Below are 23,836 nucleotides of genomic sequence, written 5' to 3'. Positions count from 1 at the left end.
TTTCAGTCCATAGCCCGGCTTACTTTCGTCTATCTACTCTACGTACCCGCGCCGCGCGTAGCCAGGCACCTAGTGTCCCGCCCTTTTCAGTCCATAGCCCGCCTTACTTTCGTCTATCTGCGTACCCGCGCCGCGCGTAGCCAGGGGCTTACTGTGCCGCCCCATTCAGTCCCTCACTAATTCAAAAATTCACTCCTTGTCCTAACCCCTTAACTCAGCAGAGAGTACAACAACTGCACCGCCAGAATCTTCCCGATCAGCACCACGGGAAGCATGCGGGTGTAGCCGATGGTCGGGTACTTGTTCCCGGCCTGCTCCACGGCGAACTCCAGAATGGCGGGCTGGCTGCCGACCATACCGCCGAGGAAGGAAAAGGGGATCTTCAGAAGGCGGTACCCCACCAAAATGGTCGCGACCGTCGTGATCATCGCGATGACGCCGCCGGCGAGGAAGAGCTTGAGACCGAGGTCGGTCTGCAGCGTCTGGTAAAACGTCTGACCGGAACGGATACCGATGCCCGCCAGCAGGAAGATCAAACCGAGCTGCCGTAGGGTGAGGTTGGCGCCGTAGGGCAGCGTCCAGACGATGGGCCCCGTACGGCGGAGCTGGCCGAGGATAAGGGCGACGATCAGCGGACCGCCGGCGAAACCCAAACTAAAGGAGTAGCCCCCCGGCAGCTCGAAGGTGATCATGCCCAGCAGCAGCCCGAGGGTGATGCCCAAGCCGAAGGAAAGCAAATTCACCTTCGATAATGCCTCGTAGCTGTTGCCGAACACCCGGAACACCTCCGGGAGGTCCTTACGGTGGGCTACGAGCAGGATGCGGTCGCCCAGTTCCAGCACGGTATCGCCGCTGGCCAGCAGGTCCATATCGCCCCGTTGTACCCGGGTGATGAGCACGTTGAAGCGTTCCTGGAGGTTGAGGGAGGCGATGGTCTTACCGGCGATCTCCTCGTTCGAAACGAAGATGCGCCGGACGTCGAAGACGGAGCGGTCGTGGTTCAGTTGTCCCTCTTCGGCCGGGCCGACGTACTGCGCCGTTTCCTGGATGGCTTCCTCGGAGCCGACGAGTACGATGAGGTCGCCCGTTTCCGGCTGGCTGTCCCAGGTGGTGAGGTAGGTTTCGCCGTTGTGGAGCATCCGGCCGAAAGCCACTCCCGTACGGTGTTGCAGGCGAAATTCCCGCAGCGTATGGCCCGCCATATCGGGATGCTCGACGCGGAAGGTGCGGCTGAGTAACTTTTCGCCGAGGGGGTAATCCTTCTGGAGCTCCCGGTATTCCTCCGCGTAGCTGATCCCCATAATGCGCTGGAGGGCGAACAGGCCGAGCATCACGCCCAACACCCCGAGCGGATAGGCCAGCGAATACCCGACCACCGCCTGCTGCGACATGGCGTCCTGGCCGGCCAGCGGCACGTTCTTCTGGATCGCGTCGAGGAGGCCGGCCAGGGCCGGGGTATTGGTGCTCGCGCCGGCGTAGAGTCCGCTGGTGGTGGCGGCATCGAAGTCCAGCCATACCCCGATCCCGTAGGCCAGCGCCGCGGACAGCAGGATCGTACCCGTGGCGAAGTAAATGTCCCGGAAGCCGTTGCGTTGAAAACTGGCGAAAAAGGCGGGGGCCGAGCTGAGTCCGACGGTGTACACGAAGATCGCCAGCCCCATAAAGACGATGAACTGCGGCACTTCGAGGGCCGGGCTGAGGGCGCCGAAGCCCAGTCCGACGAAAAGAACGGCGGCTACCCCGAGTTTGAAGCTTTTGATGCGGATCTCGCCTACGCCATAGCCGATGGCCATGACGGCGAAGAGGAGGAGTAACGGACTAGCGGTGAGTAACTCGATCATGCAGCAAGGCGGTGTAGACGGTACCGACGCGTTTAGCCACCTTCCGAAACACGTCGATGAGCCAGTTTTCCAGGTAATAATCAGGCCCTAATAAACGCGGGGTGTACCAAAGGAGATCCTTAGTCATAACTCCAGCGGCCAGGAGTAGTTCCTTCGCGAGGGAAAAGAATCCGGGCTTCACTTTACCGCCGAGCACCGCGTCCCGCCCCGCGGCGAAGTAGGAGCGGAAGAACCAGTCGACCGAAAGCTTCTTCGGTATCACCACGTGGTAAATGATCAGCCGGGGGTCATAGGCCACCGCGATGCCCCGCGCCCGGGCCTTGGCCTGGAGGTAGGTCTCCTCCCCGTAGGCGATGCGCTTGCCGACCATGCCCACCCGCGGGTCGAAGCCGCCCAGTTCGGCCAGGAGGTTCTTCTCCCACAGCATGACCCCCCCGGTAGCCACGTAGTTTGCCGGGGGAACGCTGAGGCTGCGGTAGGCCGGCAGGGCGTTGCTGGCGTAGCGGTCCCGGTACCAATCCGGCCGGCCGTAGTGGTACCAGGGGTAGTAAACGCCACCGACGATACGGTATTGGCGATCGCGAACGAGCTCGGCGGTCCGCGCGAGGAACCGCCGATCGGCCCGGGCGTCGTCGTCCAGGTAGATGACCCAGTCGGCGGCGGCCTCCCGGTAACCGCGGTTGCGGGCGTGGCTTAGCCCCTGTTGTGCTTCACGGATGCGCCGGCCGTTCAGTTGCGGATGGGCGGCCAGGAAGTCGTCGGTTACCCGCGGCGTGGCGTCGGTGCTATTGTTGTCTATGACCAGGAGCTCCCAGTCTTCGGGCGCGTCGCTTTGGTCCGCCAGCGAGTCGAGGCAATGGCGCAGTAAGTCGGACCGGTCGTAGGTGCAGATGATTACGGTGAACAGGGGTGGGATCATAGCAAACGTAAAGGTCGGGAAACCCGCGGGAAGGAAAGCGTATCGTGCCGAAAAACCACCCAACTGGCTATACCCGCATAATGACCGGTATACGGACACAAGCGCTTTTCACCATCAGCCTTCTTTGTTGGGTTTTGCCCTCACCGCCCGGAAGGAAAACGGAAACTGGCATTTCGGTTGTTACGGCGGGCTTCGGTTCGAAGACGGAAACCTAGAGATCACGCCGTCCGCCCTGCAGCGTCGCGAAGGGACGGCCAGTGTTTCCGATGCGGCGGGCAAGCTGCTATTTTACACCGCCGGTATTTCCGTATTCAACGGAAATGACGTGAAGGTGGCCGATGGCTTGCTCGGGCACCCCTCCAGCACCAGTTCGGGCGTAGTCATACCGGTGGGGGGCAGTCCCGACGAATACTGGATCTTCACCAGCGACCACCGCGGCGGCACCAACGGGGTGAATTACTATTGGTACCACGCTGGACACAGGGCTGCCCGACACCGGTATAGCGTTCCTTTGGTCCGGAGACTTCGCCCTATGCGATACGTGCGCAATACCCGAGCTTTTTGCCGATCGCAGTGGATCGGTTTACGTTAACCCTGACCGAAAGTCTTACGGGGTGTACGCCTACGTCTTCGTAGCGCGCCCGGTCAACGGCGAAGAGGTCGAGTTGAAGGGACTGGTTCACCTGGTCCGCTGATCCCAGCCGGAGGATAACCTGCATACCGAATCCTGGTTTTGGCGGCGGAGCGCGGGAAAAAAGATGCCTTCGCCCCAGCAGCATGCCACCAAAAAGCGCAGGATCCCGTCGATTAGGATGGTAAAGGTGGGTCGGAGGGCATGACCGCCATGCTTCAGCGCGACTCGCCGTACAGCACCCGGCCGTTGGCAAAGTGATTCTGGTGGATGATGACGCTGAAGTCTTCCCGCTTCACTGGAGTAGCGGCGGATTCCAGAAACAGCAAGGGTACCCGTCCGTAATACGAAGCCCACATGGAATACGTACTCGGGGGACCCATGATGTAATCGCAGCGGGACAAAGCGTAGAGGTCCTCGACGCCCGTGGCATCCGGCACGGAAAAGTGGGCGAACTCGGCGAAAGCCTCCGGACGAATTGCCTCATTGGAGCAGAGCAGGACCCGCAGGCGTTTACCGGGAAACTGCGCTGGCAACTGCCGGAGGAAGGCGGCGTAGGTGGCATCGTCGTAGTAGTACTCCCCGTCCCGGTACGTGGCGTAGTCCCCCCGGCGCAGGTGGATTCCCACCAGGATGTCATCCGGACGTAGCTCCCGCGACAATAGCGCGTCTACCTTAGTTGTGGATTCCCGTCGAAAGCGGAACAGCTCCCGGATGCGGTCGTGCTCGCTTTGCATGTACCGCTGGGGCACGGGGGCCCGCCAGGATTGCACGAGTACGAGTCCGTCCCGATCCAATGGCTTGACCCGTTCGTAGGCTGGATCCCCGAACCGGAGCGAATCTACCCGCAAGGCCCGCCGCAGCGAGCGGGGCAGCCGGTGCACCAAATGGGTCAATTGCTTGAGATAATCGTAAGACCGGGACGACCATTCGGGGAAGGTGATCCGGGGAAAACGGCCGAGATCCTCGAAAGCTTCGTGGTAGGGCCCCAGATACAGGACCCGCACCGCAATGTCGTGGTGCAGGGCGTACGCGATGAACGGGGCGTAGGACCATAACCGGTTGCACAGCTGTCCTTCCTTATCTACCAGTACCAACATCGCCGCAAAGGTAAGCGGCCGGGGCAACTAGGGATAACCGGGGAAGCGGATCAGATCCCATTCTTCGCGGAATGGGCCAGCTGCTTCAGGAAGGGAAGCGGGCGCAGGGAGCCGTAGTCCGTCGTAAGGGTGCGCCCGAAATCCCGCAGCCGGAGCGAGCAGGAAGCACGGGTGTAGAGGCCGGTATGCATTTCCTCCAGCACGCGGCGAAAAGCGGCCGGTTCGAAAGCCCGGAGCTGCAGGTTCTGCCGATCGAGCTCGGCAAACCACCCCCGTGCCCGCCGAATGAAGGTGGCATAGGCCGCGCTATCGCCCACGAAGGGCTCCACGCCGACGTGGCGGTGGATTTGGAGCGCTTCCGGAGTGGCGGTGAATCCGTAATGGCCTAACATATACCGTTGGACGGCGGCGGCATTGGTCCGCTGGGCCTCCCGACGGGTGGTAGTAATGTTCTCGGCGTGGGTCCGGTAGTGCACCAGCGGTTCGGGGAGGAAGCCGCATTCCGTGACCGTACTGAGGCGGGCCAGCAGATCGTAATCGAGGGAGGCACGGAGCGATTCGTCGTACCCTCCTACCCTGTCAAAGGCCGCCCGGCGGTAGACGACGGTGCTGTGGCCCATGGCATTCGTGAACATGAACTTGGCCTTCAGCTCCGCGCTTTCCCGTACGCTACTGCCGTGCTGCCCCCGGATGTGGCCGTGCGCGTCCGTTTCGTAGTAGGCGCTACCCAACAGACCGACTTGCGGATGGCGGTCGAGAAACGCCAGTTGCTTTTCCAGGCGTTGCGGCTCCATGGTATCGTCGGCGTCGAGGCGGAACAGGATATCGGAGCCGGCCTGGCGCGCCGCCCGATTCAGGGTGGCGGATGGACCGCGGTTTTGCTCGTTCCGCAGGGCGACGACGCGGGCATCTTCCGCCGCCGCGCGCTGCATAAGCGCATAACTCTGGTCGGTGGAAAGGTCATCGACCAGGAGGAGTTCCCAGTTGCCGTAGGTCTGCGCGCGCACCGAAGCAATGAGCTCGGACAGATAGCCCGCGGCGTTGTGAACCGGGACGAGGATGGAGACCAGGCCGCCGCTCATGGTTCGATGGTTTTTCCGCCGAAATCCGGCCGATCGATGTGCAGGCTGGCGTACGTCCGGTACTCCGGTACGTGACGTAGCAAACGGGCGAGGTACCGCAGGTGCATAGCCGCCAGGGAAACCTTACCCCGCACCAGCAACCCCAAGCATAGCCCGGCGTAATCCCCCAGGGTTTGCCGCAGCGCCACCGCCGTTGAGGTGGAGGGATCCACCACCCGCAGCAAGCCGAGGATCCAGTGATCGTAGGGGGGATGATCGAGGCGACCGGTAACGGTGGCTCCGGTCCGGTAGTGGTACCCCCGCGCGGCGGGAACGACACCGACCCGAAATCCGGCCAGCTGGGTGCGGGTGACGTAGTTTACGTCCTCTCCGTAGTGGGGAAAGACGGGATTGAAATACCCGATCCGCTCCACCACGCGGGCACGGACCAGCCACAACGCGGCGTTCACGAAGTTGACGGGGAAGACCGCCGTGTCCTGGGGTATGGACGCGCCCGGAAGGTAACTGGCGAACCTGGGTTCCAGCGCCCCGTCGCCCGCATACTGCAACGGACTCAGGATGCCGAAAGAGGGATGCTCGTCCGCGACGGCCACCAACCGACGCAAATCTTCCGCTCCGATCGCGGCATCCTGGTTCAGCAGGAAAAAGTAGTCGTAGGCCTGGCTGTACGGTTGGCTAAACACGAGGTTGTGGGCTTTGCCGAAACCTAGATTGCGGTCGGAGAGATGCAGGTGGTCGATACCTTCCTCAAAGTCCGTTTTCAGGCGCGCCCGCGTTCCGTCGGTGGAGGCGTTGTCGACCACGGCAAGATCGGTCAGCGCGCCCAGTTGGCTTACCGCCCCCAGGCAGGTATCGAGCCAGGCTTCCGCCTGGTAAGTGACCACGATGGTGAGGATCCTAGCCAAAATAGTTGTGCTTGACGTAGCGGCCGATGGAATAGAGCGATCCCGCGGAGTAGACCGCCAGGACCGCGTAGGTTGCTTCCGCGTTTCCACTAATGTAGCACGACAACAGGCCGATGACCATCAGGTAATTGAACCACCATACCCGGAAAATCTCCCAGAGCGTGTACCCAAACAGGCGGTAGAACCCAAAGTACATCGTGACGGGAAGCGAACCGAACAGGTTACCGAGAATGATACCGACGATCATGCCTTCGATGGAATAGTAAACCCCGATCGAGGCGCCGACGATCTGGGCCAGGGAACTGATGGCGGTATTGTACACCAGAAACCGTTCTCCCCGAAACACGATAAACAGGTTTCCGGCCGCGCTGATCATCAGCGAGGTGGGCAAGAGGATGGACAGGGGGTAGAGGTAAGCGCCCACCTGCCGCCAGTCTTCCCCCCAGATAAAGGCGCTGATCTCGTAGGGGAACAGGTGGAAAATGACCACCGCGGGAAAAGCGATGCCTCCCAGAAGGTGGATGTACTGGGTAAACTCGTACTTCACGTTCTGCCCCTCCTGGCGGATGCGCTCGAACATCGGCAGCTGGATGGTCGAGATGACGCCGGAGACGATGGTCAGCGGCAGGCGATTGAAGTTGTAGGCGCGATTGTAGAGTCCGAGGTTGGCCGTGGAATACAGCTTGCTCAGGTAAAGATTGTCGATGTTGGAGGAGACGTACAGCAGGACCTGGAAGACCGACAGGTTGACCATCAGGCTCCGGATGCGCCGAAAACTGGCGCGAAAGGGCAGCTGCCGCCACGGTCGGCCGCGGGCGATGAGGTCGACCTTGCCGTGGTAAAAAGCGTACTTGAGCAGGGGGACCGCCAAGAGGGGGAGGATCAGCGCATAGTAGCTGAATCCGGCGCGGGCCAGCAGGTAGGTAGCGATTACCTGCACCACCGTGGCCAGCAGGGCCACCCGGGCGATGTAGCCGAACTGTTCCCGGCGCGACAGGATGGCTTCGTGGACGATGGGGATGGCGTTCAGAAAGGCGCAGACCCCGTAGAGCACCAGTACCCAGGTAATTTCCGGCATCCCATACCACCACGCGATGGGATAGGCGGCCAGGATCAGCAGCGACCCGAGCAACGCCCCCATGCCCAGCGCGAACAGGCGGACGCTGCGCTGGAAGGCCGGGGTATCGACCTCCCGGATGACGGCCAGGGAGAAGCCGGCGTCGAGAAAGAGCGTCACCACCCCGAAGTAGATCGCGCCGATGGCCTGTACCCCGTACTCCTCGGGGTCGAGTTGCCGGCTGACCAGTGCGCTACCCGCGAAGGTGACGACGAGCCCGGAATACTTCAGCAGCCCGACCTTCAGGAAGTTGTTTACTATCTGGCGCTGGAAGCTCATCTACGGCTTCTTCGCCAGTACGAGATACTGGAAAGTATAGTAATCGGGAAAGGCTACTTTAAGCAAGCGACCGTAGATGGGAAATTGACTCCCCAAACGATCCCGGTAGCGAAACACGCGCTGCAATTGTTCAACCTCCAAACCGGATGACTCCACCAGCTCGATCAGGTTTTTCCGGGTAAAGACCTGCAAATGCGTCCGATCGAAAATGCCGCGGTCATTCCGAGGCCAATACCCTTTCGCGGCAAGTGTCCACAGTGCGGAGACGTGCTGCATATTCGGGACTGAGATCACCACCCGGCCGCCGGGGCGCAGGAAGGCAAGCAAATCGTTGAGAATTAATTGAGGATCGCGAAGGTGCTCGAGAATGTCCCCGAAAATCAGGCAATCGAAGCGTAGATCTTTGAATAGCTCCGTGAATTGCATGGCTTCAATGTCTCCTTGCCATACTTCCCGGTAACGGTCTTTCGCCAAATTCGCCATTACTGCGTCGTACTCAATACCATACACCTCCTTGGCGTGACCATGATCTAAGAGGTAGGCTCCGTTCACTCCGGTCGCACAACCAACGTCCAGTATCGTCGCGCTGGCCTCACCCTCCAACATGCCTATGATGTCGGTACGTAAGCCGATGTACGATTCTTTCAGCGAATTGCCTGGTTGTTGGGAAGTCATAGGAAAAGTAGACCGAAAGATTTACTGCGGTGTAACGCAGATACAGTCTTCCGTAATGTCGATCCGGTAATTGGTGTCCAGACGGTGTACTAATGCCGTCACGGTCTCAAGGTCCGGATAATTCTCGTCGCCAACGAATAACCGGGCATCGTCGATCAGCAGGACATGGTCGTGAAGGGTGTCTGATAAAATTGTTTCGATTTCCGCAAGGATGGGAGATACGCTTTCACCCAGCGCGGTTACGCCGCCGGAATAATGACCGTCAAGCCAAAATATTGCGGGCTCCTGCAGTTCGGGAACGACCGACCGAAGGACTTTGCCACTATCGCCCTGAAGGATGGTAATGTGGTTATCCCCCCGAAAGCGCTTCACGGCCCGAATGAACAATGGCTTGCTCAACTCAACGGAGAAGATCCGGGCAAAATGCTTTCGCTGGGCCTCTACCATGTCCCCCATAAAGGTTCCGGTTTCCACGAAGGTCGTATAGGGAAAGCGCTGGTGCACGGACCGAATAGTGCGCTGCTTTACGGCGTGGGGCGGTGGAACGGGCTGACCGCTTTCCTCCCACTGTTGCAATTCCTTTGCATCTTTTCTCCGCTTCCACCATCCCCGCAGGGACCTGGGCAAAAAACCGGAAATCAATTTGAGAATGGTAGGCATGCAGTTCGATCGAATTTGGTTCGGGGAGGAGCGGACGAAGAAGACCGACTCAAAGCTGAGAGGAAATCCTGCGCAGCCCGCCGTCAGCGCCAAAGGTACGGGGATGTTCTGTATGCCCGCATGGCTAGCGACGTGAATGGGGGCCTCCCGCAGAGATACCCATATACGAGAATCATACATTCAGCGGCTGAAGCCTAACGCAGTAGCGTTACATGGCCCTTATCCAGTCGGGTGCCTCCGTTGGAAAGAACGTAGGAGACAAAATAGGAGTACACCCCGATTGGGGCGGCATGGCGATTCCATTGGCCATCCCAAACCACCTGGTCGGCCGTTACGCCGGATTGGCTGTGGACCTTCGCGCCCCAGCGATCGAAAATTTCAAAGGCGACAACTTCCGTCGTGCAGTCGCTCAAAAAGGGGTGGTAGATATCATTGGCGCCATCTCCATTGGGCGAAAAGGCATTCGGGAAATAAGATCCCCCGCACGGCTCCGTCTCCAAAGTGAAGAAAACGGAATCCACACATCCGCTGACCTCGTCGATAGCCGACAAACCGATGGTAGTCGTCCGAAGAATGGAAAGCAACACTTCCTGACAAGTCGGGCAATCAAATACCTGAGGGGGCGTCCAGGTATAAGCAACGGTACCCGTGGAGGAAGTGATTACGCCGAGTGCCAGGGTATCGCCCACCTCCACGGGCATGGTAGGCAATCCGACTATGTCAACCGAAAAATCAACGGCTCGAACCGTATAGACTACACTACTATCGCATCCGTTCACCGAAGTCAGGGTATCCCGGTACACTCCTTCTTCCTTTATCCAGCTTCCGGCAAACAACAGGCTATCACCCTGACAAATCGTCGCTTGTAATTCGGTTGTCACGGTTTCGGAAAAGGTCAGGTTGTAGGTGACGGTGGAAACACATCCTCCTGCGTGAGCGATCGTATCGATAAAAACGGTGTCACTCGTGTAATCGACACCGTCTACCGTGACGACGTCTCCGATGCAACTTGCAATTACTTCTACCGTGTTGGAGCTCGCTTCCCCGTACAGGGTAGTGATGATGGTACTGTCGTTACAGGTGTTCGGCAGGTCGATAAAGGACTCATATACACCGGGGGTCCGAAGGGTGTCCGCTCCAACAACCACCATTTGTTCCGGTAGCTGGCACAGATCAAAGCGCTGTTCGCGGACGGGATTGCACCGGCTAAAACGAAAATCATCGATGGCCAGGTCGTTGCCGCATCCGCCAATGGCATTGTTGGTGATCTCGATGTCCACGTCGCGCTGACCGGGGCGGGTACGAAAGGAAATGGAGAATTGATTCCAGGTGAGGGTATCCGTCGTCGGAATAGAACCGGTAATCACGGAGCCGAGGCTATTCCCGGTGGCAGGATCGAAAAGGGAAAACTTTAGATTGGGTTCGATGCTGTTCCCTTCACAGGCAAATGGCCGAACGACATTGGCCACATAGCACGAGAAGGTGTAGTCGGTATTCTCACAGAGGCTGTCGAAGGTGGCGCGGTAGAAAATTCCCGGGTCGTCCGAAGCATCGAAGACCAGGGCGTAGCCATTTACATCGCCCTCGGTATGATCGGGCGCATCGTGCCAGCGGTCGCGATTGATTCCGGTCGTGTTCGTGACCGAATAGTTTCCCCCACCCACGGAACCGTAGGTGTACGTGGTAGTTCCGGGAGCTAGGGGTTCCCCCGGACCGGCGCCGGAACCAAAATCCTCGGCGAAAATCACGGGTCCCGTACTGCCGTCACAGTTTTGTGCCTCGGTGCTACCCCAGAAGGATAGGAGAGCTAAGGGCAGACAGATCAGGTGGGGGAGGTAACGGCTGAGTAACACAAGCAATAACTTGGGGTTAGCGGTGGAGGGTAATAACGCCTCGAGGAAAATACTGACGCACCTTAGACAGTACGGGCTTCAAAACCGAACCAAATTTAGCGATTTAACGCCAAAGCGGCAATTCCCCCTTGCTGTCATCGATTGCAGAACAAGTTGATTAGCCCGGTGCGCAAGCGTAAGCCTACTGCCATTCACAGCGTTTACAATGGCTCAATACCAACCTTGTCAGACAGCTATCCGGTGAGGGATTATTCCAGATGCCTCGGGATCTATTTTCCTCTAGACAGCTACACAGCCTGTTGAGATGGAAGGAAGGGTTTCTTTTCCGAATACCCTTCGGTGCTGTTGGCCAGATACAGCCCCACCAGCACCCACAGCCCCCGGAAGTTCATCACGTCCTTGAAGATGCTGGCCACCAGGAAGAGCAGTAAAACCACCGCGGCGACCGTCCACCCTTCCGGCCGGTAGTAAAGCAGACTGGCCACCAATGCGATCAGCCCCAGCAAGCCGAAGAGGCCGGTTTCGGCGAAAGCGCCGGTCCAAGCGGAATGCGGGTTGAAGCGGCCAAAGTGAGCCGGGTAATTACCGCTCGGTACCAGGGCTTCGGTGTAGTCCTGGAAGCGGCCGGGGCCTACGCCCAGCCAGGGGTGTGCCGCTCCGATCAACAGCCCGGCGCGTTTGTTGGCGGTGTAGTTGGTTTCCGCCACCACATAGTCCGACCCAGTATAAACCGTTCGACCGGAAGTAAAGATGGTAGCGGTGAGGTCGCGATCCGTGGGTAATAGTAAAAAGTGGGTATTGACCTGAAGAATGCCTACCAACCCAATTGCGGTGGCGTAGAGCAGCGGACGTAATTTAGGTAGCCGGTACCTGGTTTCGATCAGTAAGGCGCCTACAAAGAACAGCAGGTTTTCCTTCGCCAGGGTCATACCAGCGGCGGCAAGGATAAGCAGCAGCTGCCAAGCCCCACCCCGCACGCCAGCGGGCGTAGGCAATGAGCAGGCCGGGAAGGAGAAGCATGTACATCATGCCGTATACCGTGGCCGTTCCCCGGAGCCGGTACACCGGACCGAATATGGGATAGTCGGGAATAAAGACTACCCAGCCGCCCGGATCCAGAAGACCGAGGATAACCCCGCCGTATACCAACACGCATGCCGTGGCTACGCCTACCGTGGTGCGCCGCCACCATACGGCCACGGACCGGCTACCATAGCTCCGCACGTGCGCCACAACCACGAAAGCCAGCAAGGCCAGGTAAGCCCGGGCCCCGGCTTCCAGCAGGGCGGCACCGTTTTGCGATACTAGGGCGGACACTAGGTTAGCCGCTACGTAAAGCGCCAGTGCCAAAGAGAACCATCGATAGCGCCTGATCAGCTCGATCATCTCCTGGCGAAAGCTCCACAGGGCTACCGGAAAGATGAGCTCGGTCAGCTGGACCGTCTCCGGGAGCAGGGGCGGGCAGCGACAGTGCGCGCGCAAAGAGCGTAGCGGCGGCGTAGGCGGGAATCAGATAGGCTTTGAGCTGCACTTACCGACCCGTTTTCACCTTTCTGTCCCAATATCAGGGCAAAAAGAGTCCATGGAAAGTTGAAATGAAGCATATCATAATTGACGCTGACAACTAATATACTCAATGAGCTGGCCATCATGGACCAGTCATAGGAGCGGGTGCGGGCGGTTCTCCAACGAAGGTTGGCCCTAAGCTGACGGCCCGTTATCACCACCAGACCGGTCAAGGCGATCAGCCCCAGATAGCCCGCTCCCACCAACACGCCAAACCAGGTAGAATGGGGATTGTAGGTCGGGAGGTGGGTCGGATATAGGTGCATTGGCCGGGCATCCTTAAGCGTTTGTTGAAATTGGTCCGCGCCAATACCCACCAGGGGGTGTTGATTCGCCAGGTAGACGGCCGTGCGCTTTAGCGCGATATAGGTGGTCTCGAAGAGTTGAAACGACTCCCCCCGATAGGCAACTACACCGGGGCTGTACTCGGCACGCTTGTAAACGCTGCCCCGTATTCTTTGCGATGGCTGCACGATATAGTGGGAGCTGAAATTATAGGCAATCAGGAGGACGCCCGCCAGCCCGTACCGGATGGGCCGGAGAAAACATTTACCCATTAACAGCAAGGCAATCGGAATGACCAGGACTTCTTTGGACGACGTAAGCAACAAAACGGGAGTCACGTACAACAGGAACCAGGGAAACGTACCTTCCTCCCGCCAGTTCCACCACTGTTTAAAAAGCGGGGGTAATAGCAGTAGGATGAGGGGGGTGCAGCCGCCCGCCAGCCCCATCGCCCGGTAAACTGTACCGAAATAGGGATAGTCCTCGTATACCCATACCAAGGCTTCCGTGGTCCCGGTCCACGCAAGCATATAGCCCAAATACGCGGTTGCCACGAGGAAAATCACGCCGTACGTCCACCACCGAAATACGGATTCCAAAGAGGCCGGCCCCAGGTTGCTGACTCCCCAACAGAAGGTCAGAAACAGCGCCAGCAAGTAGTACCGACCGATCAGTTCAAGTACCCTCTGTTGGTTCCCGCTGCAACCGTAGAACAACTCAGCACCCCCAATAAGCCGATCGCCGCCCAGGTAAAGCAATCATGCTTAGGCCATAAGTCCCTGCCGGCGCGATATACGGCGAGCGGTCCGAGAACCAAAAAGAGAACTTCGGTTATGTTGAGGGAAGTTCCCAGCCAGTGGAAGAGGGGAACGACGTCCAGTCGCCGCAGGGGCATCAGCAGGACGTAGCCCTGGAAAAGTCGGAGTAACAAGCTGAGTAATCTTAAGGGCATCCTGCGGTGGAACCCGGCTCCGCCTCAAGTAGATTCTTTAATTTCTCCCGATCAGACGACCAGAGTAGCCGTCCCCCACTTTCCTTCCACCGCCGGTAGCAATCGAGGAGCCACTCGGTCGGCTGGCTGTCCCGATCAAATACTTTCCCGGCCTGAGCACCCTCAACAATTTCCCGCAATTCCGGATCGTCGGGACCGTTCACCAGCACCAAAATGGGTCGGCCGGCCGCAAGATAATCGTACAGCTTACCGGTAAGCACGCGGTAGTACTGCTCCGCGGACCAGTTCAGCAGTACCAGTAACTGGGCGTTGGCCTGTATTTCTTGCGCGGACGCAGGTGGGATGTACCCCCCGGTATCCCGTGCTACTTCCGAAGGTAGATCCCTGGTCTACTCCTCCCAGACGCCGCGGTCCTTACCCCGGTAGATCAGCTGAAGGTCCTGCGGGAGCACCGCCCCCCGCTCCACGAGCGCGTTGATGGCCCCGACCAGGGGGGAGAGCGACTGGAATTGGGGATACAGGCTTCCAGTATAGACGATGGTGAAGCGATCGGTACGGGGTCGGGTGATGGCCGGTGGCAGCTTGGCTAGTTTGCTCCTGCGCACCGCAGGTACCGCCAAACAGCGTAGTCAGTGAAGGTCTCCCTGGCCGGACTGAATTACCTGTGCAGATAGAATTGTGGCACTAATATTGGAAATTAGCATGCTTAATATTTGTGTCTACGCAGAAAATTTAGCTTTGATTACTCGGGGTATACTGGCCCCGAACCAGGACATACGAACGGTTTGCTTTTGCCCGCAAAGCTCGGACCTATCATTAGATCAAAAAGAAGGCTCTACCTAACCGCTTACCTCCAGTTAGTTATGTCGGGAATATTTACTGCTCCCCACCAGAGTCTAGTGCAAAAAGAACCTCAGCAAGCGCTTTTGCCACGACAAAATTTGTTTGACTTATTCAAAGTCCAACCGCGTATACTGAATGGTGAAGCGGCCGACTTATGGAAAAAGCTTGAAGGGAGTTCCCCGTTTCATATCGGCGCTTGCTTTCCTACCGAGCACTTGTTCGTAGAAAGCCGGCGCCATTCCATCGCCCGGGCGGATCACCCTCAGGTTTTCCCGTGTAAATACTTCGCCAGCTGAGATATCCTGCACGACATAAATAGAACGTTTGAATTGCCGGCTTTTTTCTTCGGCCTTCTGCGTATCCAACTGTACGCTGCCCATTGCTTGCCAGGACCGCTCCGTTTCGGTAACGAGATCGGCCAATTCACTCGGTTCGAGGCTAAAGGCGCTGTCCACACCACCATCGGCCCGGCGTAGCGTGAAGTGCTTTTCTATGACACAAGCACCCAATGCTACCGCAGCGACCGACACGCCAATACCCATAGTGTGGTCGGAGAGACCAACCGTGCAATCGGGGAATACCTCCCGAAAGACGGGAATCGTCCGGAGGTTAGTATTCTCCGGCGTGGCCGGATAGGTACTGGTACATTTCAGAACACAAATCTGCTTGGCGCCGGCTTCCCGTAACACGCGCACCGACTCATAGATTTCATCAAGTCGAGAAGCCCCCGAACTAATAATCACTGGCTTACCCGTGGCCGCTACTTTCCGGAGTAAGGGATGATGGTTGGACTCGAAGGAGGCGATTTTATAGGCCGGTACGTTGAGGTTCTCCAAGAAATCCACCGCCGATTCGTCAAAGGGGGAAGAGAACCCCACCATACCCAACTCGCGGGCTCGGTTGAATATCGGTTCGTGCCATTCCCAGGGTGTATGGGCTTCCTGATAGAGATCATGCAAGTTTTTGCCTTTCCACAGGGAGTTTTCGTCTTTTATATCGAACAGCCCACCCTTATGGTCAATAGTGATGGTATCGGCAGTATAGGTCTGTAGTTTAAGGGCATGGGCACCGGCTGCAGCGGCAGCATCCACCAATTCCAGGGCTCGATCAAGCGATTGGTTGTGATTGCCGGACATTTCGGCAATGATAAAGGGCCGGTGATCGGAACCGATTGAGAATTTTCCGATTTTAAAGCTCATGGAGTTCAAATTTTAGCGCGTTCACATATTCCGTAGGGGAGCTTTCTTTGTAGCCCAACCGCCGAAAGGTTACGATTGACGCCGGGTTAGTCTGCTTCACATAGCCACGGAGCGCACGGATTTCTGGATGGTGGCGCTGTAGGAAGTTTTCGGCGTGAAGCAGCATGGCCGAACCGGTACCCCTTCCGCGCGCCGTGCTAGCAACGGAGTAACCGATAATTGCGGTGGTTCCTTCTAACGTCAGCCTTACCTGACCGATCGGGTCACTACCTATGTAAAATAGCAACAGCTTGTTTGCGGCATCGGATAACTTCCTATTAAACCACTGTTGATGTTCAGCCAGACTGATCTGTTTGCTAGAGAACGACTGAGCCCTCACTTGAGCGTCGTTTGCCCACTCGAAGTAAAGGTCACTATCGGAAGGTTGAGCCGCGCGGTAGGATATACCAAGATTTCGGAAGAGAGCGCGGTACCGGTAAGGTTGCCATCCGTCGATCACCGGTATGCCTCGCCCTTCTTCACCTGAGTGGATTGAGGTGCCGAATTGGTTGAAGTCTAGCGCCTGGCCTTTCTCGATTAAGGAGCGATAAATCTCCTCTTGATTGTCGGCAATTACTTTCAGATAAAGTTGTCCTCCTGTGCTCAGGTACTCCAAGCATACGGTACTCGGACTGGTAATACCTATACCAGACATGGCCATTCGTTGGGCCATTTCCTTTGGGCCCAGATTATGGAATACAGAAAGATGCAAAGGGCTCCGGGCGGTGAACGCGTCAAGCTCCCTTGCATACCGGTAGGCCGATCCGATCACTACCGAAACAGGTGCCGAAACGTCTAGTTCTTCCAGGCGTTTAAGCACCTGAAGTGTGGCATTACCGGGGTCTGCTCCCCCAAGGCAGACAAAGATTCCGGCGTCCGACTTAATACTATTATAAGCCCTTGCCAGCTCGCGAAAGGGTTTTCTTAGAAGCGCGAACCTAGTTCCGAAGGCAAATGCAGTATGGGAAGCGAAAGTATAGTCAGCTAAGACTGCGGAGGGAGCGTGATTTATCACCAAATCGGCTGTAAAAGCGTACCGGTGGATGTCGTCAATGCACACCACCTTATGCCCAGCCGCAGCCAAGTCATTTTGGTATGTTGTATCAAATTGGTAACCGTCGAGCACTACGGTAACACAAATGGTTCCGAGCTGCTTGAGCAGGATAGAAAGCTCTTCGGCAATTGTTGCGGACTCAGGGAGTCGCTCGACGGAAGAAAAGGAATGCTCTAGATCGGGCAGCAACGACGGCGGACATTCCGAATACAGCAACCGGCAATCGAAATCGGCGGAGATCATTTCTGCAAGCGCGCTACTACGGACGAGGTGGCCCAGGCCTGTCTTGAAAGATCCATCCGCCCGAAAAATCACTATCGGCTTACCCATTCCGCAGCAATTGGTACTTCAGCTCGGCCAGCTTCCAATCAGTCTCCGTATCGATGTCCTGAGCTTCCATTTCATCGATGGGCAGGCATCCGCTGTTCGAGGTCCACAGGCGCCCGGCGGTAACTATCGGTTCGGGACGGAACCAATAAAACATGCCGGCATCGTGATAGGTAGGGGGAAGATCCTGGGAGCGGGTGTCCAGATGCTCTGGGGCCAGCAGGGTCATCTTGCCGGAATCGTCGACGGTGAGTCCCCGCTGTATAGGAAATGAATACCGGATTACCGGAAACACGCTGTCAAACGCCTTTTCCTGAAGCATTCGCAGTGCGCACCTTAGCAAATCAGGGGTGATGAATGGGCTGGTAGCGTAAATGCAGCAGACTTCGTCGAATACAATTCCCTGATCTTCATACTTACCAAGCACCTCCTCAATTACGGTATAGGTAGTCGCCGTATCGCTACTGGCTTCGCGGCTTCGTGAGAAGGGTACCTTCGCTCCGAGGCTACGGGCTGCTTGGGCAATCTCTTCGTCGTCCGTAGACACCATAACCTCGTCAAACAGCTGGCAGTCGAGGGCCGCAGCGATGGAGTAGCCAATGATCGGTTTATCCAGGAAGGGCCTAATATTTTTTCTTGGAATACGCTTACTTCCCCCCCGCGCCGGAATGATGGCCAGCCTACGCATTTAAGAAAGCCTTAACCGAGTCAACCACAAACTGTTGCTCCTGTTCGGTAAGGGCTGGGTACATGGGCAGACTTAACCCCCTCGAGTAGTATGCTTCCGATAAGTGTAGATCGGCTTCCTCGTATCCAATATCCCGATAGTAGGGCATAGTATGCACTGGTACGTAGTGCACTTGAGCAAAGACCCCGCGATCGCGCAGGTAATCGTAGAGCCCCCTGCGATCCGCTACTTCTATCACGTAAAGGTGAAAAGCGTGCCGTATTGCTTCGCCCGGAACGCCGTGTACCCGGATTTTTTCCGTAGATATGGCCTTGAACGCCTGGTCGTAACGCTCGGCGATCTCCTGCCGCTTGTCCATTCCTTCCGCGGCCCGGCTTAGCTGGCTGATTCCCAATGCGCACAGGATATCCGGTATCCGGTAGTTATAACCGAGTTGCTGCATTTCCATGTACCATCCGCCGTGATCGGGGTATCTCAGGTTACCTCTGTCGCGGGTAATGCCATGCGTCCGCAGCAGCAGCAGCTTTTCGTACAGCTCCCGGTCGTTGGTAGTGATCATTCCTCCCTCCCCGCTCGCGATGTGCTTTACCGGGTGGAAGCTGAATATGGCCAGGTCGGCGTAGTTCGCGTTACCGCACCACTGCTTCGTCCCCTTGCTGTCGGTAAACCAACCGCCGGGAGCATGGCAGGCATCTTCTATGATCCAGAGATCGTGTTCGTCGGCCAGCGCCCGGTAGGCTTCCAGGTCGACGGGGTAGCCCCCAAAGTCAACCGGTACTATGCCGTGAAAATATCCTCGGGGTTTACTTGCGATCAACTCCCGCACCTTTTCAATGTCCAGGGTCAGAGTGACCGGGTCGATATCGGCAAACCATACTTCGCCACCACAGTAGCGAACGCAATTGGCACTGGCGGCGAAGGTGATGGGGGTAGTGATAACGCGTGTTCCCGCACCGACGCCAAGTGCTAGGGTGCACAGGTGAAGCGCGGCCGTTCCATTCGCTACGGCCACGGCATACTTTGCGCCGATGTAGGCAGCGAATTTTTCCTCAAATTCGTCTACGCGCGGACCGGTAGTCAGGTAGTCGGAACGCAACGCCTCGGCGACCGCGGCGATATCCTCGTCGGTGATGTGCTGCCTTCCGTAGGGAATAACGTGGTCGGTCATACTGTGAAACTTGGGTCGACGTGCGAGGTGATGAATGTCCGAAGTTCCTCCACGGTTACCCATTCGGTATTGGTCCCGGAGTTATAGCTAAAACCGTTGGGCACCAGTTCTGCTCCAAACTGTTCTTTAAAAGCTTCCATATCCCACTTCGGTACCGACGGTAAGATGGCGTAATACTTACCCATATCGTAGGTATAAAACGAATCCGAAGGGGTGATCATCTCCTCATGGATCTTTTCACCGGGGCGGATGCCGACTACCTTCTGGTCCTTTTCCGGGGCAATTGCGGTAGCGACGTCAGTAATACGGTAGCTTGGAATCTTGGGAATGAAGATCTCTCCCCCCCAAGCGTTAGCCAGAGCGTGAAACACCATGTCCACTCCCCCGTCAAGGCTGATATTGAACCGCGTCATGCGGGGATCGGTAATCGGTAAAAAGTCCTCCTTCCTGCGATCAAGGAAGAAGGGAATGACCGAGCCGTTGGATCCCATCACGTTCCCGTAGCGTACCACGGAGAACCGGATCGGATTCTTCCCACGGATGTTATTCGCTGCAATAAATAATTTGTCGCTAGTAAGCTTGGTCGCCCCGTACAGGTTGATCGGTGCACAGGCCTTATCCGTACTCAGGGCGACCACGCGTTCTACTGCCGTTTCCAGACAAGCATAAATCACGTTCTCGGCCCCGGTAACGTTGGTCTTAATACATTCCGACGGATTGTACTCCGCGAGGTGCACGTGTTTCATTGCCGCCGCGTGGATGACGTACTCGATCCCTTGCATGGCACGAACCAGCCGGTCTTTATCTCTCACGTCCCCGATAAAGTACCGGATGGCGGGGTATTTTGACGCGGGATATTCCTGCGCCATTACAAACTGCTTTTGTTCGTCCCGGCTAAAAATGACCAGTCTGCGTACGTCTGGCCACTCGGCAAAAATGCGGCGGGTAAGGGCCTTTCCGAGGGAGCCAGTCCCTCCAGTGATCAAAACCGTCTTACCGTTTAGGTTCAATTCTTCCATAAGGTTGGCAAAGGTAGCCCCTATTGCAGGGCCAGCAAAGAGTTAACAAATTATTCTGTGAAGCATCATTCAGAGGCTGGCCTTATCCCTCCATACATTTCAAATCCTCAGGCTTTTGCCTCCGGAGCTAAGCAACAGGGACCCTACCCCAGTTGCCGCGCAAGAGCGGGAGGAAGCGAGATCCACTACAATGCCTAGCGGTATGGACTGGCCTTTTTCTTCATGTTGCTTTGAGCTGTTGCTGCTTGCTTAGCGGTAACCGCAAAAAGGCAATTGCACAAAGCTTGCTTTACAGGCTGAGGTAGAATACTGGTCGGGGGGCACGGTGTGTTTCATTAGTTCGGTGGTTTAACTTCGGTGCAACGTACAGAAGCCAAATAACCCCCACCAAAACCCACACCCCCCGGAAATTCATCACGTCCTTAAACACGCCGGCAACCAGGAAAAACAGCAACACGACCACAGCCATCGTCCACTGCTCGGAGCGGTAGTAAAGCAAGCTGGCCAGCAAGCCGAAGATGCCCGTTTCGGCGAAGGCGCCCGTCCAGGGTAAGCTGTTATTGGGTAGGGGTGAGCCCTACCGGACCCGCCCACCAAGGGACAATAATCGCAGGCAGGCAGGGCAAAAACGTTCGAGTCCGGTAAATCGGCACCCAAAAAGTTACGGGGCGTCCGTGCAACGTAGATGTTGTCGAGTGGTGGCCCGCCCAAGTGACCAGTTAGGCAAGCCGACGACCTACCATGGCGGGACAGAAAAGGCCACACCATATTAGCGCCCGACAAGTTGCGTTAAGTTGGCGGCTAACAGTGTAAACAGCAGTAGATGGCGTAGGGCATGCTACTTTCATATTTCCGAGCGAAGCGGGAAAGGGCGCAGACAGCTTACCTCCAAATTTACCGTCTCTCAACCGCCGGCTGTTTAGCAAATACAACGATGTCCGGACGGTTTACCAGGTAGCCAAACCAGGGGTCTCCGTACGGCAGTACTCGTCGGTCGTAGCTAGCATCATAAAGGTATGTTTCGGATTCAGCCATCGGGGGTACGACACAATCCCCTGCTTCACATTCCTGAGCTACCGCATACTGCCGTTCAACGGATTGATCATACCGCTGCGTTTTTCCAGTAAGCAACTGCAACCAGGCTGCGCCAGGTGGAGAAGCTATAACGATCCGATCGATCGGACCACGGGGTGGACCTTCCCGTCCGCGGTCTATATATAGCCCTCCCAGTAAATTGGCCAGCCCAATGAATACAGCCAGCGTAACAATAGCTTTGCCCGGTAGTATCAGCCGGGGAAGGGAAGTAACGACCATTATCAGCAACATCACGGTTGGAATAATCTGCCAATCGGTAATTCCTTCCGGTAAACTCTCCCCTCTGGTTGCCACCAGTACGGGTGCGACAGACAGCACAGGAAGCACCAGCGACATTAATATAGTGAACTGACGCTGTCGGCGGGTAAACGAGATGCGGGGAAGAAGGGCACCACAAAGTAAGAGGATGGGTAGAAGGCTTGTGGAAGAAATCCAGCTTACCATTAGGTAGACGCCAGAAGCAATTACTACTCCGACCAGGGTGAGGTCCGAAAAGGCCGCGGAATGGTATAAGTCCGCTCTTACCCAGTTTCCTGGGGCCAGAAGTGCCACGGCAGCGGATAATGCTGCCGTCACGATGAGCGACCAACCGGCAGGTGTCCGCAAGCACTCCGGACGCAGTAATATATAGCTGCCTATCAACAGGCCAGTGTGCAGCAGACTGATTTCGTTGGTGCCTACGGTAAACACGATCACCGGCAGAGCGAGAAATATATGCCCCCTCCAAAGTAGACCCGCCAGGACCAGTGAACTAATAAGACCGGTTTGGTAGATAAACAAGCCGGTTAGCCGGTATAGACTATCGTACGGATTGCTGAGTTGACTCAGGTAAAGGGCAAGTACGGTGAGGGTGACAACCAGACCCGTTTTCCAATTTTGCAGCAAGGTGGAAGCAAGGAAAAACAGGGCTCCCCCAAGAGCCAGGTGCAGAACAAGAACGACGATTCGAGCGGTAGATAATCGATACCAGTTCCCGACCGTACTTAGTAAGGCCGTACTGCTATACCGTCCCATCGTCGTGGTGTACCAGTCAAGCTGTTGTTCCCACCAACTTACGGTATCGTACTTCCCCCCCCAGTTGCTGATCCAGTCCACGGCGTGGGTTCCTACCGGATGCCAGTAGAAGCACGATACCAGAAAGGGAAGCATACAGAGTAATGAGGTGACGGTCAGAATCGTCCCCGCAGGCGCAGAACGGTCATGCATCCTCGTTGCGCTCGAGGATTTGACGTAGGAGAGCAAGTTCGCGGATCACGCCCGTATGCTGCTCATCAAGCTTGCGGAACTTGCCATAAATGGCCACGAGCGCCCCGCAAAAACAGATGACCGTTGCGTATAGAAGCAAGTCTGCACCCCGTTCTACCCCCAGATAGTTGGCAATTACCGTAGTCGAATCTGGATCGTAAACCGCCAGCACACCAAACAGTAACAGTGTAGCGAGGAAGAGTACCGTCCCAAACCGGTAGCGGGTCAGTTTCAGATACACCAGCGCGATGGCAATCTGGGCAATAATTAAAAGTAGCTGGATGGGTTCCATACAATCAGCGGTAAATGATTCTCAGGAATATGTCACCCACAATCGTGAAAGCATTCCAGGAAGACTGACCTTTTGCCCGCGAATACGGCGTGTAGACAACGGCAACGGGAACTTCATGCCATCGCAGTTCATGCTTATGTACCTGCCAAAGCAATTCAGTAGCGTAAGCCATCCGATTTTCCCGCAACGAGATCCGTTCGAAAGCACGTCGGTTTAGCGCTCGCAGGCCAATATGGGCGTCAGTCATCTGAATGCTCGTTACGACACGATTAAATATGCGGCCAAGTTGAAGGATCAAGCGTCGCATTGGCGGAATTCTTAGCCGATCGGCTTGCCGCATGAATCGGCTTCCGAATACGATATCCGCTTCCCCTTTAAAAAGCGGAGCAAGTAAATTAGCAATGTCCGAGGGGAAATGTTGACCGTCCGCATCGAAGTGCACCAGGATATCAACGAATTGATCTTTTCTGGCAAAAGCCATCCCCGTTTCAAGGGCGGCACCTTGTCCTAAATTAACCGAATGTCGTAAAAGTATTACGTCCGGAGACACCGCCACCTCTACTGCGGGGTGGGATCCGTCGTCGACGACGAGGATACGGGCTCCCGCCCCGCGCAGGGCCTTTAAGGTTCGCCTGAGTATTGCCGGTTCCTCGTTATACACGGGAACGATTATCATTACTCGGGATATATCAAGTGCAGTTGCCAACTAGACTTGTTTTAACGAGGAATTGCCTCAATCAGTAATGCTAACCTATAGTTAAACCACATATTGCTAACATGTTGCCCAATGGTGGGACCAAAAAGCGACGGCCCTATGCGGTTACGTTGCAGATCCATCAAGGCTATCAAAGAAGATGCTCCAACGGCTACTCGACAAACGTAGGCCTACTTTCACCGGCGACCTCGATGCCAGCTGCTTCAGGCACACCCCCTTATTCCCATACGCTGGCTTTTTTGCGCCGCCACGCCAGGAAACGTTCAAAAGAGCGCAAACCACCTCGG

Annotated in this window: 23 protein-coding genes; 1 reads left to right on the top strand and 22 read right to left on the bottom strand. The window is 56.6% G+C overall.

The features are described from left to right. Positions 1 to 209 precede the first annotated feature (209 nt). Both CLV84_RS04715 and CLV84_RS04710 read right to left on the bottom strand, forming a co-directional pair. Positions 210 to 1,841, bottom strand: a complete 1,632-nt coding sequence (locus CLV84_RS04715) for an aspartate:alanine exchanger family transporter (RefSeq protein ID WP_104418575.1) — start codon at positions 1,839 to 1,841, stop codon at positions 210 to 212. Beyond that, on the bottom strand, positions 1,819 to 2,760 hold the full coding sequence (locus CLV84_RS04710; RefSeq protein WP_104418574.1) for a glycosyltransferase family 2 protein: 942 nt from the start codon (positions 2,758 to 2,760) through the stop codon (positions 1,819 to 1,821). Before CLV84_RS04710 ends, CLV84_RS04715 begins: the two co-directional genes overlap by 23 nt. A 127-nt stretch (positions 2,761 to 2,887) precedes the next feature. On the opposite strand from CLV84_RS04710, the gene CLV84_RS04705 reads away from it, so the two are divergent. Beyond that, positions 2,888 to 3,352, top strand: a complete 465-nt coding sequence (locus tag CLV84_RS04705) for a hypothetical protein (RefSeq protein ID WP_104418573.1) — start codon at positions 2,888 to 2,890, stop codon at positions 3,350 to 3,352. 257 nt (positions 3,353 to 3,609) lie between these two features. Here CLV84_RS04705 and CLV84_RS04700 read toward each other — a convergent pair whose 3' ends face one another. The 20 genes from CLV84_RS04700 to CLV84_RS04600 all read right to left on the bottom strand — a co-directional run bounded on the left by CLV84_RS04700 (position 3,610) and on the right by CLV84_RS04600 (position 23,510). Beyond that, entirely contained in the window at positions 3,610 to 4,491 is an 882-nt protein-coding gene (locus CLV84_RS04700; protein WP_104418572.1) for an O-fucosyltransferase family protein, read from the bottom strand. Positions 4,492 to 4,541: 50 nt separating this feature from the next. Continuing rightward, entirely contained in the window at positions 4,542 to 5,573 is a 1,032-nt protein-coding gene (locus tag CLV84_RS04695) for a glycosyltransferase family 2 protein (RefSeq protein ID WP_104418571.1), read from the bottom strand. Next, positions 5,570 to 6,478, bottom strand: coding sequence for a glycosyltransferase (locus CLV84_RS04690; RefSeq protein ID WP_170067572.1), 909 nt, complete (start codon positions 6,476 to 6,478; stop codon positions 5,570 to 5,572). The genes CLV84_RS04695 and CLV84_RS04690 overlap by 4 nt, the downstream gene beginning before the upstream one ends. Continuing rightward, complete coding sequence (locus CLV84_RS04685) at positions 6,471 to 7,874, bottom strand: oligosaccharide flippase family protein (RefSeq protein WP_104418569.1); 1,404 nt, start codon at positions 7,872 to 7,874, stop codon at positions 6,471 to 6,473. Before CLV84_RS04685 ends, CLV84_RS04690 begins: the two co-directional genes overlap by 8 nt. After that, positions 7,875 to 8,549, bottom strand: a complete 675-nt coding sequence (locus tag CLV84_RS04680; RefSeq protein ID WP_104418568.1) for a class I SAM-dependent methyltransferase — start codon at positions 8,547 to 8,549, stop codon at positions 7,875 to 7,877. Between the two features lie 21 nt (positions 8,550 to 8,570). Next, positions 8,571 to 9,209: a hypothetical protein gene (locus CLV84_RS04675; RefSeq protein ID WP_146088717.1), complete on the bottom strand. Its 639-nt coding sequence runs from the start codon at positions 9,207 to 9,209 to the stop codon at positions 8,571 to 8,573. 194 nt (positions 9,210 to 9,403) lie between these two features. Continuing rightward, positions 9,404 to 11,062: a T9SS type B sorting domain-containing protein gene (locus CLV84_RS04670; protein ID WP_104418566.1), complete on the bottom strand. Its 1,659-nt coding sequence runs from the start codon at positions 11,060 to 11,062 to the stop codon at positions 9,404 to 9,406. 287 nt (positions 11,063 to 11,349) lie between these two features. Next, positions 11,350 to 11,991: an O-antigen ligase family protein gene (locus CLV84_RS04665; protein ID WP_146088716.1), complete on the bottom strand. Its 642-nt coding sequence runs from the start codon at positions 11,989 to 11,991 to the stop codon at positions 11,350 to 11,352. Beyond that, positions 11,918 to 12,544 (bottom strand): hypothetical protein, encoded by a 627-nt coding sequence (locus CLV84_RS04660; protein WP_104418564.1) that lies wholly within the window; start codon positions 12,542 to 12,544, stop codon positions 11,918 to 11,920. The genes CLV84_RS04665 and CLV84_RS04660 overlap by 74 nt, the downstream gene beginning before the upstream one ends. Next, a complete protein-coding gene (locus CLV84_RS04655; RefSeq protein ID WP_146088715.1) occupies positions 12,493 to 13,443 on the bottom strand; it encodes an O-antigen ligase family protein in 951 nt (316 codons plus the stop codon). Before CLV84_RS04655 ends, CLV84_RS04660 begins: the two co-directional genes overlap by 52 nt. A 140-nt stretch (positions 13,444 to 13,583) precedes the next feature. Further along, positions 13,584 to 13,844, bottom strand: coding sequence for a hypothetical protein (locus tag CLV84_RS21475; protein WP_146088714.1), 261 nt, complete (start codon positions 13,842 to 13,844; stop codon positions 13,584 to 13,586). Positions 13,845 to 14,254: 410 nt separating this feature from the next. Next, positions 14,255 to 14,485, bottom strand: coding sequence for a hypothetical protein (locus tag CLV84_RS04645; protein ID WP_146088713.1), 231 nt, complete (start codon positions 14,483 to 14,485; stop codon positions 14,255 to 14,257). A 375-nt stretch (positions 14,486 to 14,860) separates the two neighbouring features. Then, positions 14,861 to 15,907, bottom strand: coding sequence for a pseudaminic acid synthase (gene pseI / locus CLV84_RS04640; RefSeq protein WP_104418560.1), 1,047 nt, complete (start codon positions 15,905 to 15,907; stop codon positions 14,861 to 14,863). After that, positions 15,897 to 17,330 carry a UDP-2,4-diacetamido-2,4,6-trideoxy-beta-L-altropyranose hydrolase gene (gene pseG / locus CLV84_RS04635; RefSeq protein ID WP_104418559.1) on the bottom strand — a complete coding sequence of 478 codons (1,434 nt, stop codon included), beginning with the start codon at positions 17,328 to 17,330 and terminating at the stop codon, positions 15,897 to 15,899. Before pseG ends, pseI begins: the two co-directional genes overlap by 11 nt. Continuing rightward, positions 17,323 to 18,015 carry a pseudaminic acid cytidylyltransferase gene (gene pseF / locus CLV84_RS04630; protein ID WP_104418558.1) on the bottom strand — a complete coding sequence of 231 codons (693 nt, stop codon included), beginning with the start codon at positions 18,013 to 18,015 and terminating at the stop codon, positions 17,323 to 17,325. The genes pseG and pseF overlap by 8 nt, the downstream gene beginning before the upstream one ends. Next, positions 18,008 to 19,183 (bottom strand): UDP-4-amino-4,6-dideoxy-N-acetyl-beta-L-altrosamine transaminase, encoded by a 1,176-nt coding sequence (gene pseC, locus CLV84_RS04625; protein ID WP_104418557.1) that lies wholly within the window; start codon positions 19,181 to 19,183, stop codon positions 18,008 to 18,010. Before pseC ends, pseF begins: the two co-directional genes overlap by 8 nt. After that, positions 19,180 to 20,202, bottom strand: coding sequence for a UDP-N-acetylglucosamine 4,6-dehydratase (inverting) (gene pseB, locus CLV84_RS04620; RefSeq protein WP_104418556.1), 1,023 nt, complete (start codon positions 20,200 to 20,202; stop codon positions 19,180 to 19,182). The genes pseC and pseB overlap by 4 nt, the downstream gene beginning before the upstream one ends. 894 nt (positions 20,203 to 21,096) lie before the next feature. Next, entirely contained in the window at positions 21,097 to 22,446 is a 1,350-nt protein-coding gene (locus CLV84_RS04610; RefSeq protein ID WP_146088712.1) for a hypothetical protein, read from the bottom strand. Positions 22,447 to 22,495: 49 nt separating this feature from the next. Next, the gene (locus CLV84_RS04605; RefSeq protein ID WP_104418553.1) at positions 22,496 to 22,834 is read right to left on the bottom strand and encodes a DUF2304 domain-containing protein; all 339 of its coding nucleotides are present in this window, start codon (positions 22,832 to 22,834) and stop codon (positions 22,496 to 22,498) included. Between the two features lie 4 nt (positions 22,835 to 22,838). Beyond that, positions 22,839 to 23,510, bottom strand: coding sequence for a glycosyltransferase family 2 protein (locus CLV84_RS04600; protein WP_104418552.1), 672 nt, complete (start codon positions 23,508 to 23,510; stop codon positions 22,839 to 22,841). Between the last annotated feature and the right edge of the window lie 326 nt (positions 23,511 to 23,836).

The sequence above is a fragment of the Neolewinella xylanilytica genome, from assembly GCF_002934605.1.
Taxonomy (GTDB): Bacteria; Bacteroidota; Bacteroidia; order Chitinophagales; family Saprospiraceae; genus Neolewinella; species Neolewinella xylanilytica.
This window is presented reverse-complemented; position numbering and strand designations above follow the sequence as displayed.

Bases quoted from the DNA above. Each gene is read 5' to 3' on its own strand.
- CLV84_RS04715 (WP_104418575.1), bottom strand. From the start codon at position 1,841: ATGATCGAGTTACTCACCGCTAGTCCGTTACTCCTCCTCTTCGCCGTC.
- CLV84_RS04710 (WP_104418574.1), bottom strand. From the start codon at position 2,760: ATGATCCCACCCCTGTTCACCGTAATCATCTGCACCTACGACCGGTCC.
- CLV84_RS04700 (WP_104418572.1), bottom strand. From the start codon at position 4,491: ATGTTGGTACTGGTAGATAAGGAAGGACAGCTGTGCAACCGGTTATGG.
- CLV84_RS04695 (WP_104418571.1), bottom strand. From the start codon at position 5,573: ATGAGCGGCGGCCTGGTCTCCATCCTCGTCCCGGTTCACAACGCCGCG.
- CLV84_RS04685 (WP_104418569.1), bottom strand. From the start codon at position 7,874: ATGAGCTTCCAGCGCCAGATAGTAAACAACTTCCTGAAGGTCGGGCTG.
- CLV84_RS04680 (WP_104418568.1), bottom strand. From the start codon at position 8,549: ATGACTTCCCAACAACCAGGCAATTCGCTGAAAGAATCGTACATCGGC.
- CLV84_RS04675 (WP_146088717.1), bottom strand. From the start codon at position 9,209: ATGCCTACCATTCTCAAATTGATTTCCGGTTTTTTGCCCAGGTCCCTG.
- CLV84_RS04665 (WP_146088716.1), bottom strand. From the start codon at position 11,991: ATGACCCTGGCGAAGGAAAACCTGCTGTTCTTTGTAGGCGCCTTACTG.
- CLV84_RS04655 (WP_146088715.1), bottom strand. From the start codon at position 13,443: ATGCTTGCGTGGACCGGGACCACGGAAGCCTTGGTATGGGTATACGAG.
- pseI (WP_104418560.1), bottom strand. From the start codon at position 15,907: ATGAGCTTTAAAATCGGAAAATTCTCAATCGGTTCCGATCACCGGCCC.
- pseG (WP_104418559.1), bottom strand. From the start codon at position 17,330: ATGGGTAAGCCGATAGTGATTTTTCGGGCGGATGGATCTTTCAAGACA.
- pseF (WP_104418558.1), bottom strand. From the start codon at position 18,015: ATGCGTAGGCTGGCCATCATTCCGGCGCGGGGGGGAAGTAAGCGTATT.
- pseC (WP_104418557.1), bottom strand. From the start codon at position 19,183: ATGACCGACCACGTTATTCCCTACGGAAGGCAGCACATCACCGACGAG.
- pseB (WP_104418556.1), bottom strand. From the start codon at position 20,202: ATGGAAGAATTGAACCTAAACGGTAAGACGGTTTTGATCACTGGAGGG.
- CLV84_RS04610 (WP_146088712.1), bottom strand. From the start codon at position 22,446: ATGCTTCCCTTTCTGGTATCGTGCTTCTACTGGCATCCGGTAGGAACC.
- CLV84_RS04605 (WP_104418553.1), bottom strand. From the start codon at position 22,834: ATGGAACCCATCCAGCTACTTTTAATTATTGCCCAGATTGCCATCGCG.
- CLV84_RS04600 (WP_104418552.1), bottom strand. From the start codon at position 23,510: ATGATAATCGTTCCCGTGTATAACGAGGAACCGGCAATACTCAGGCGA.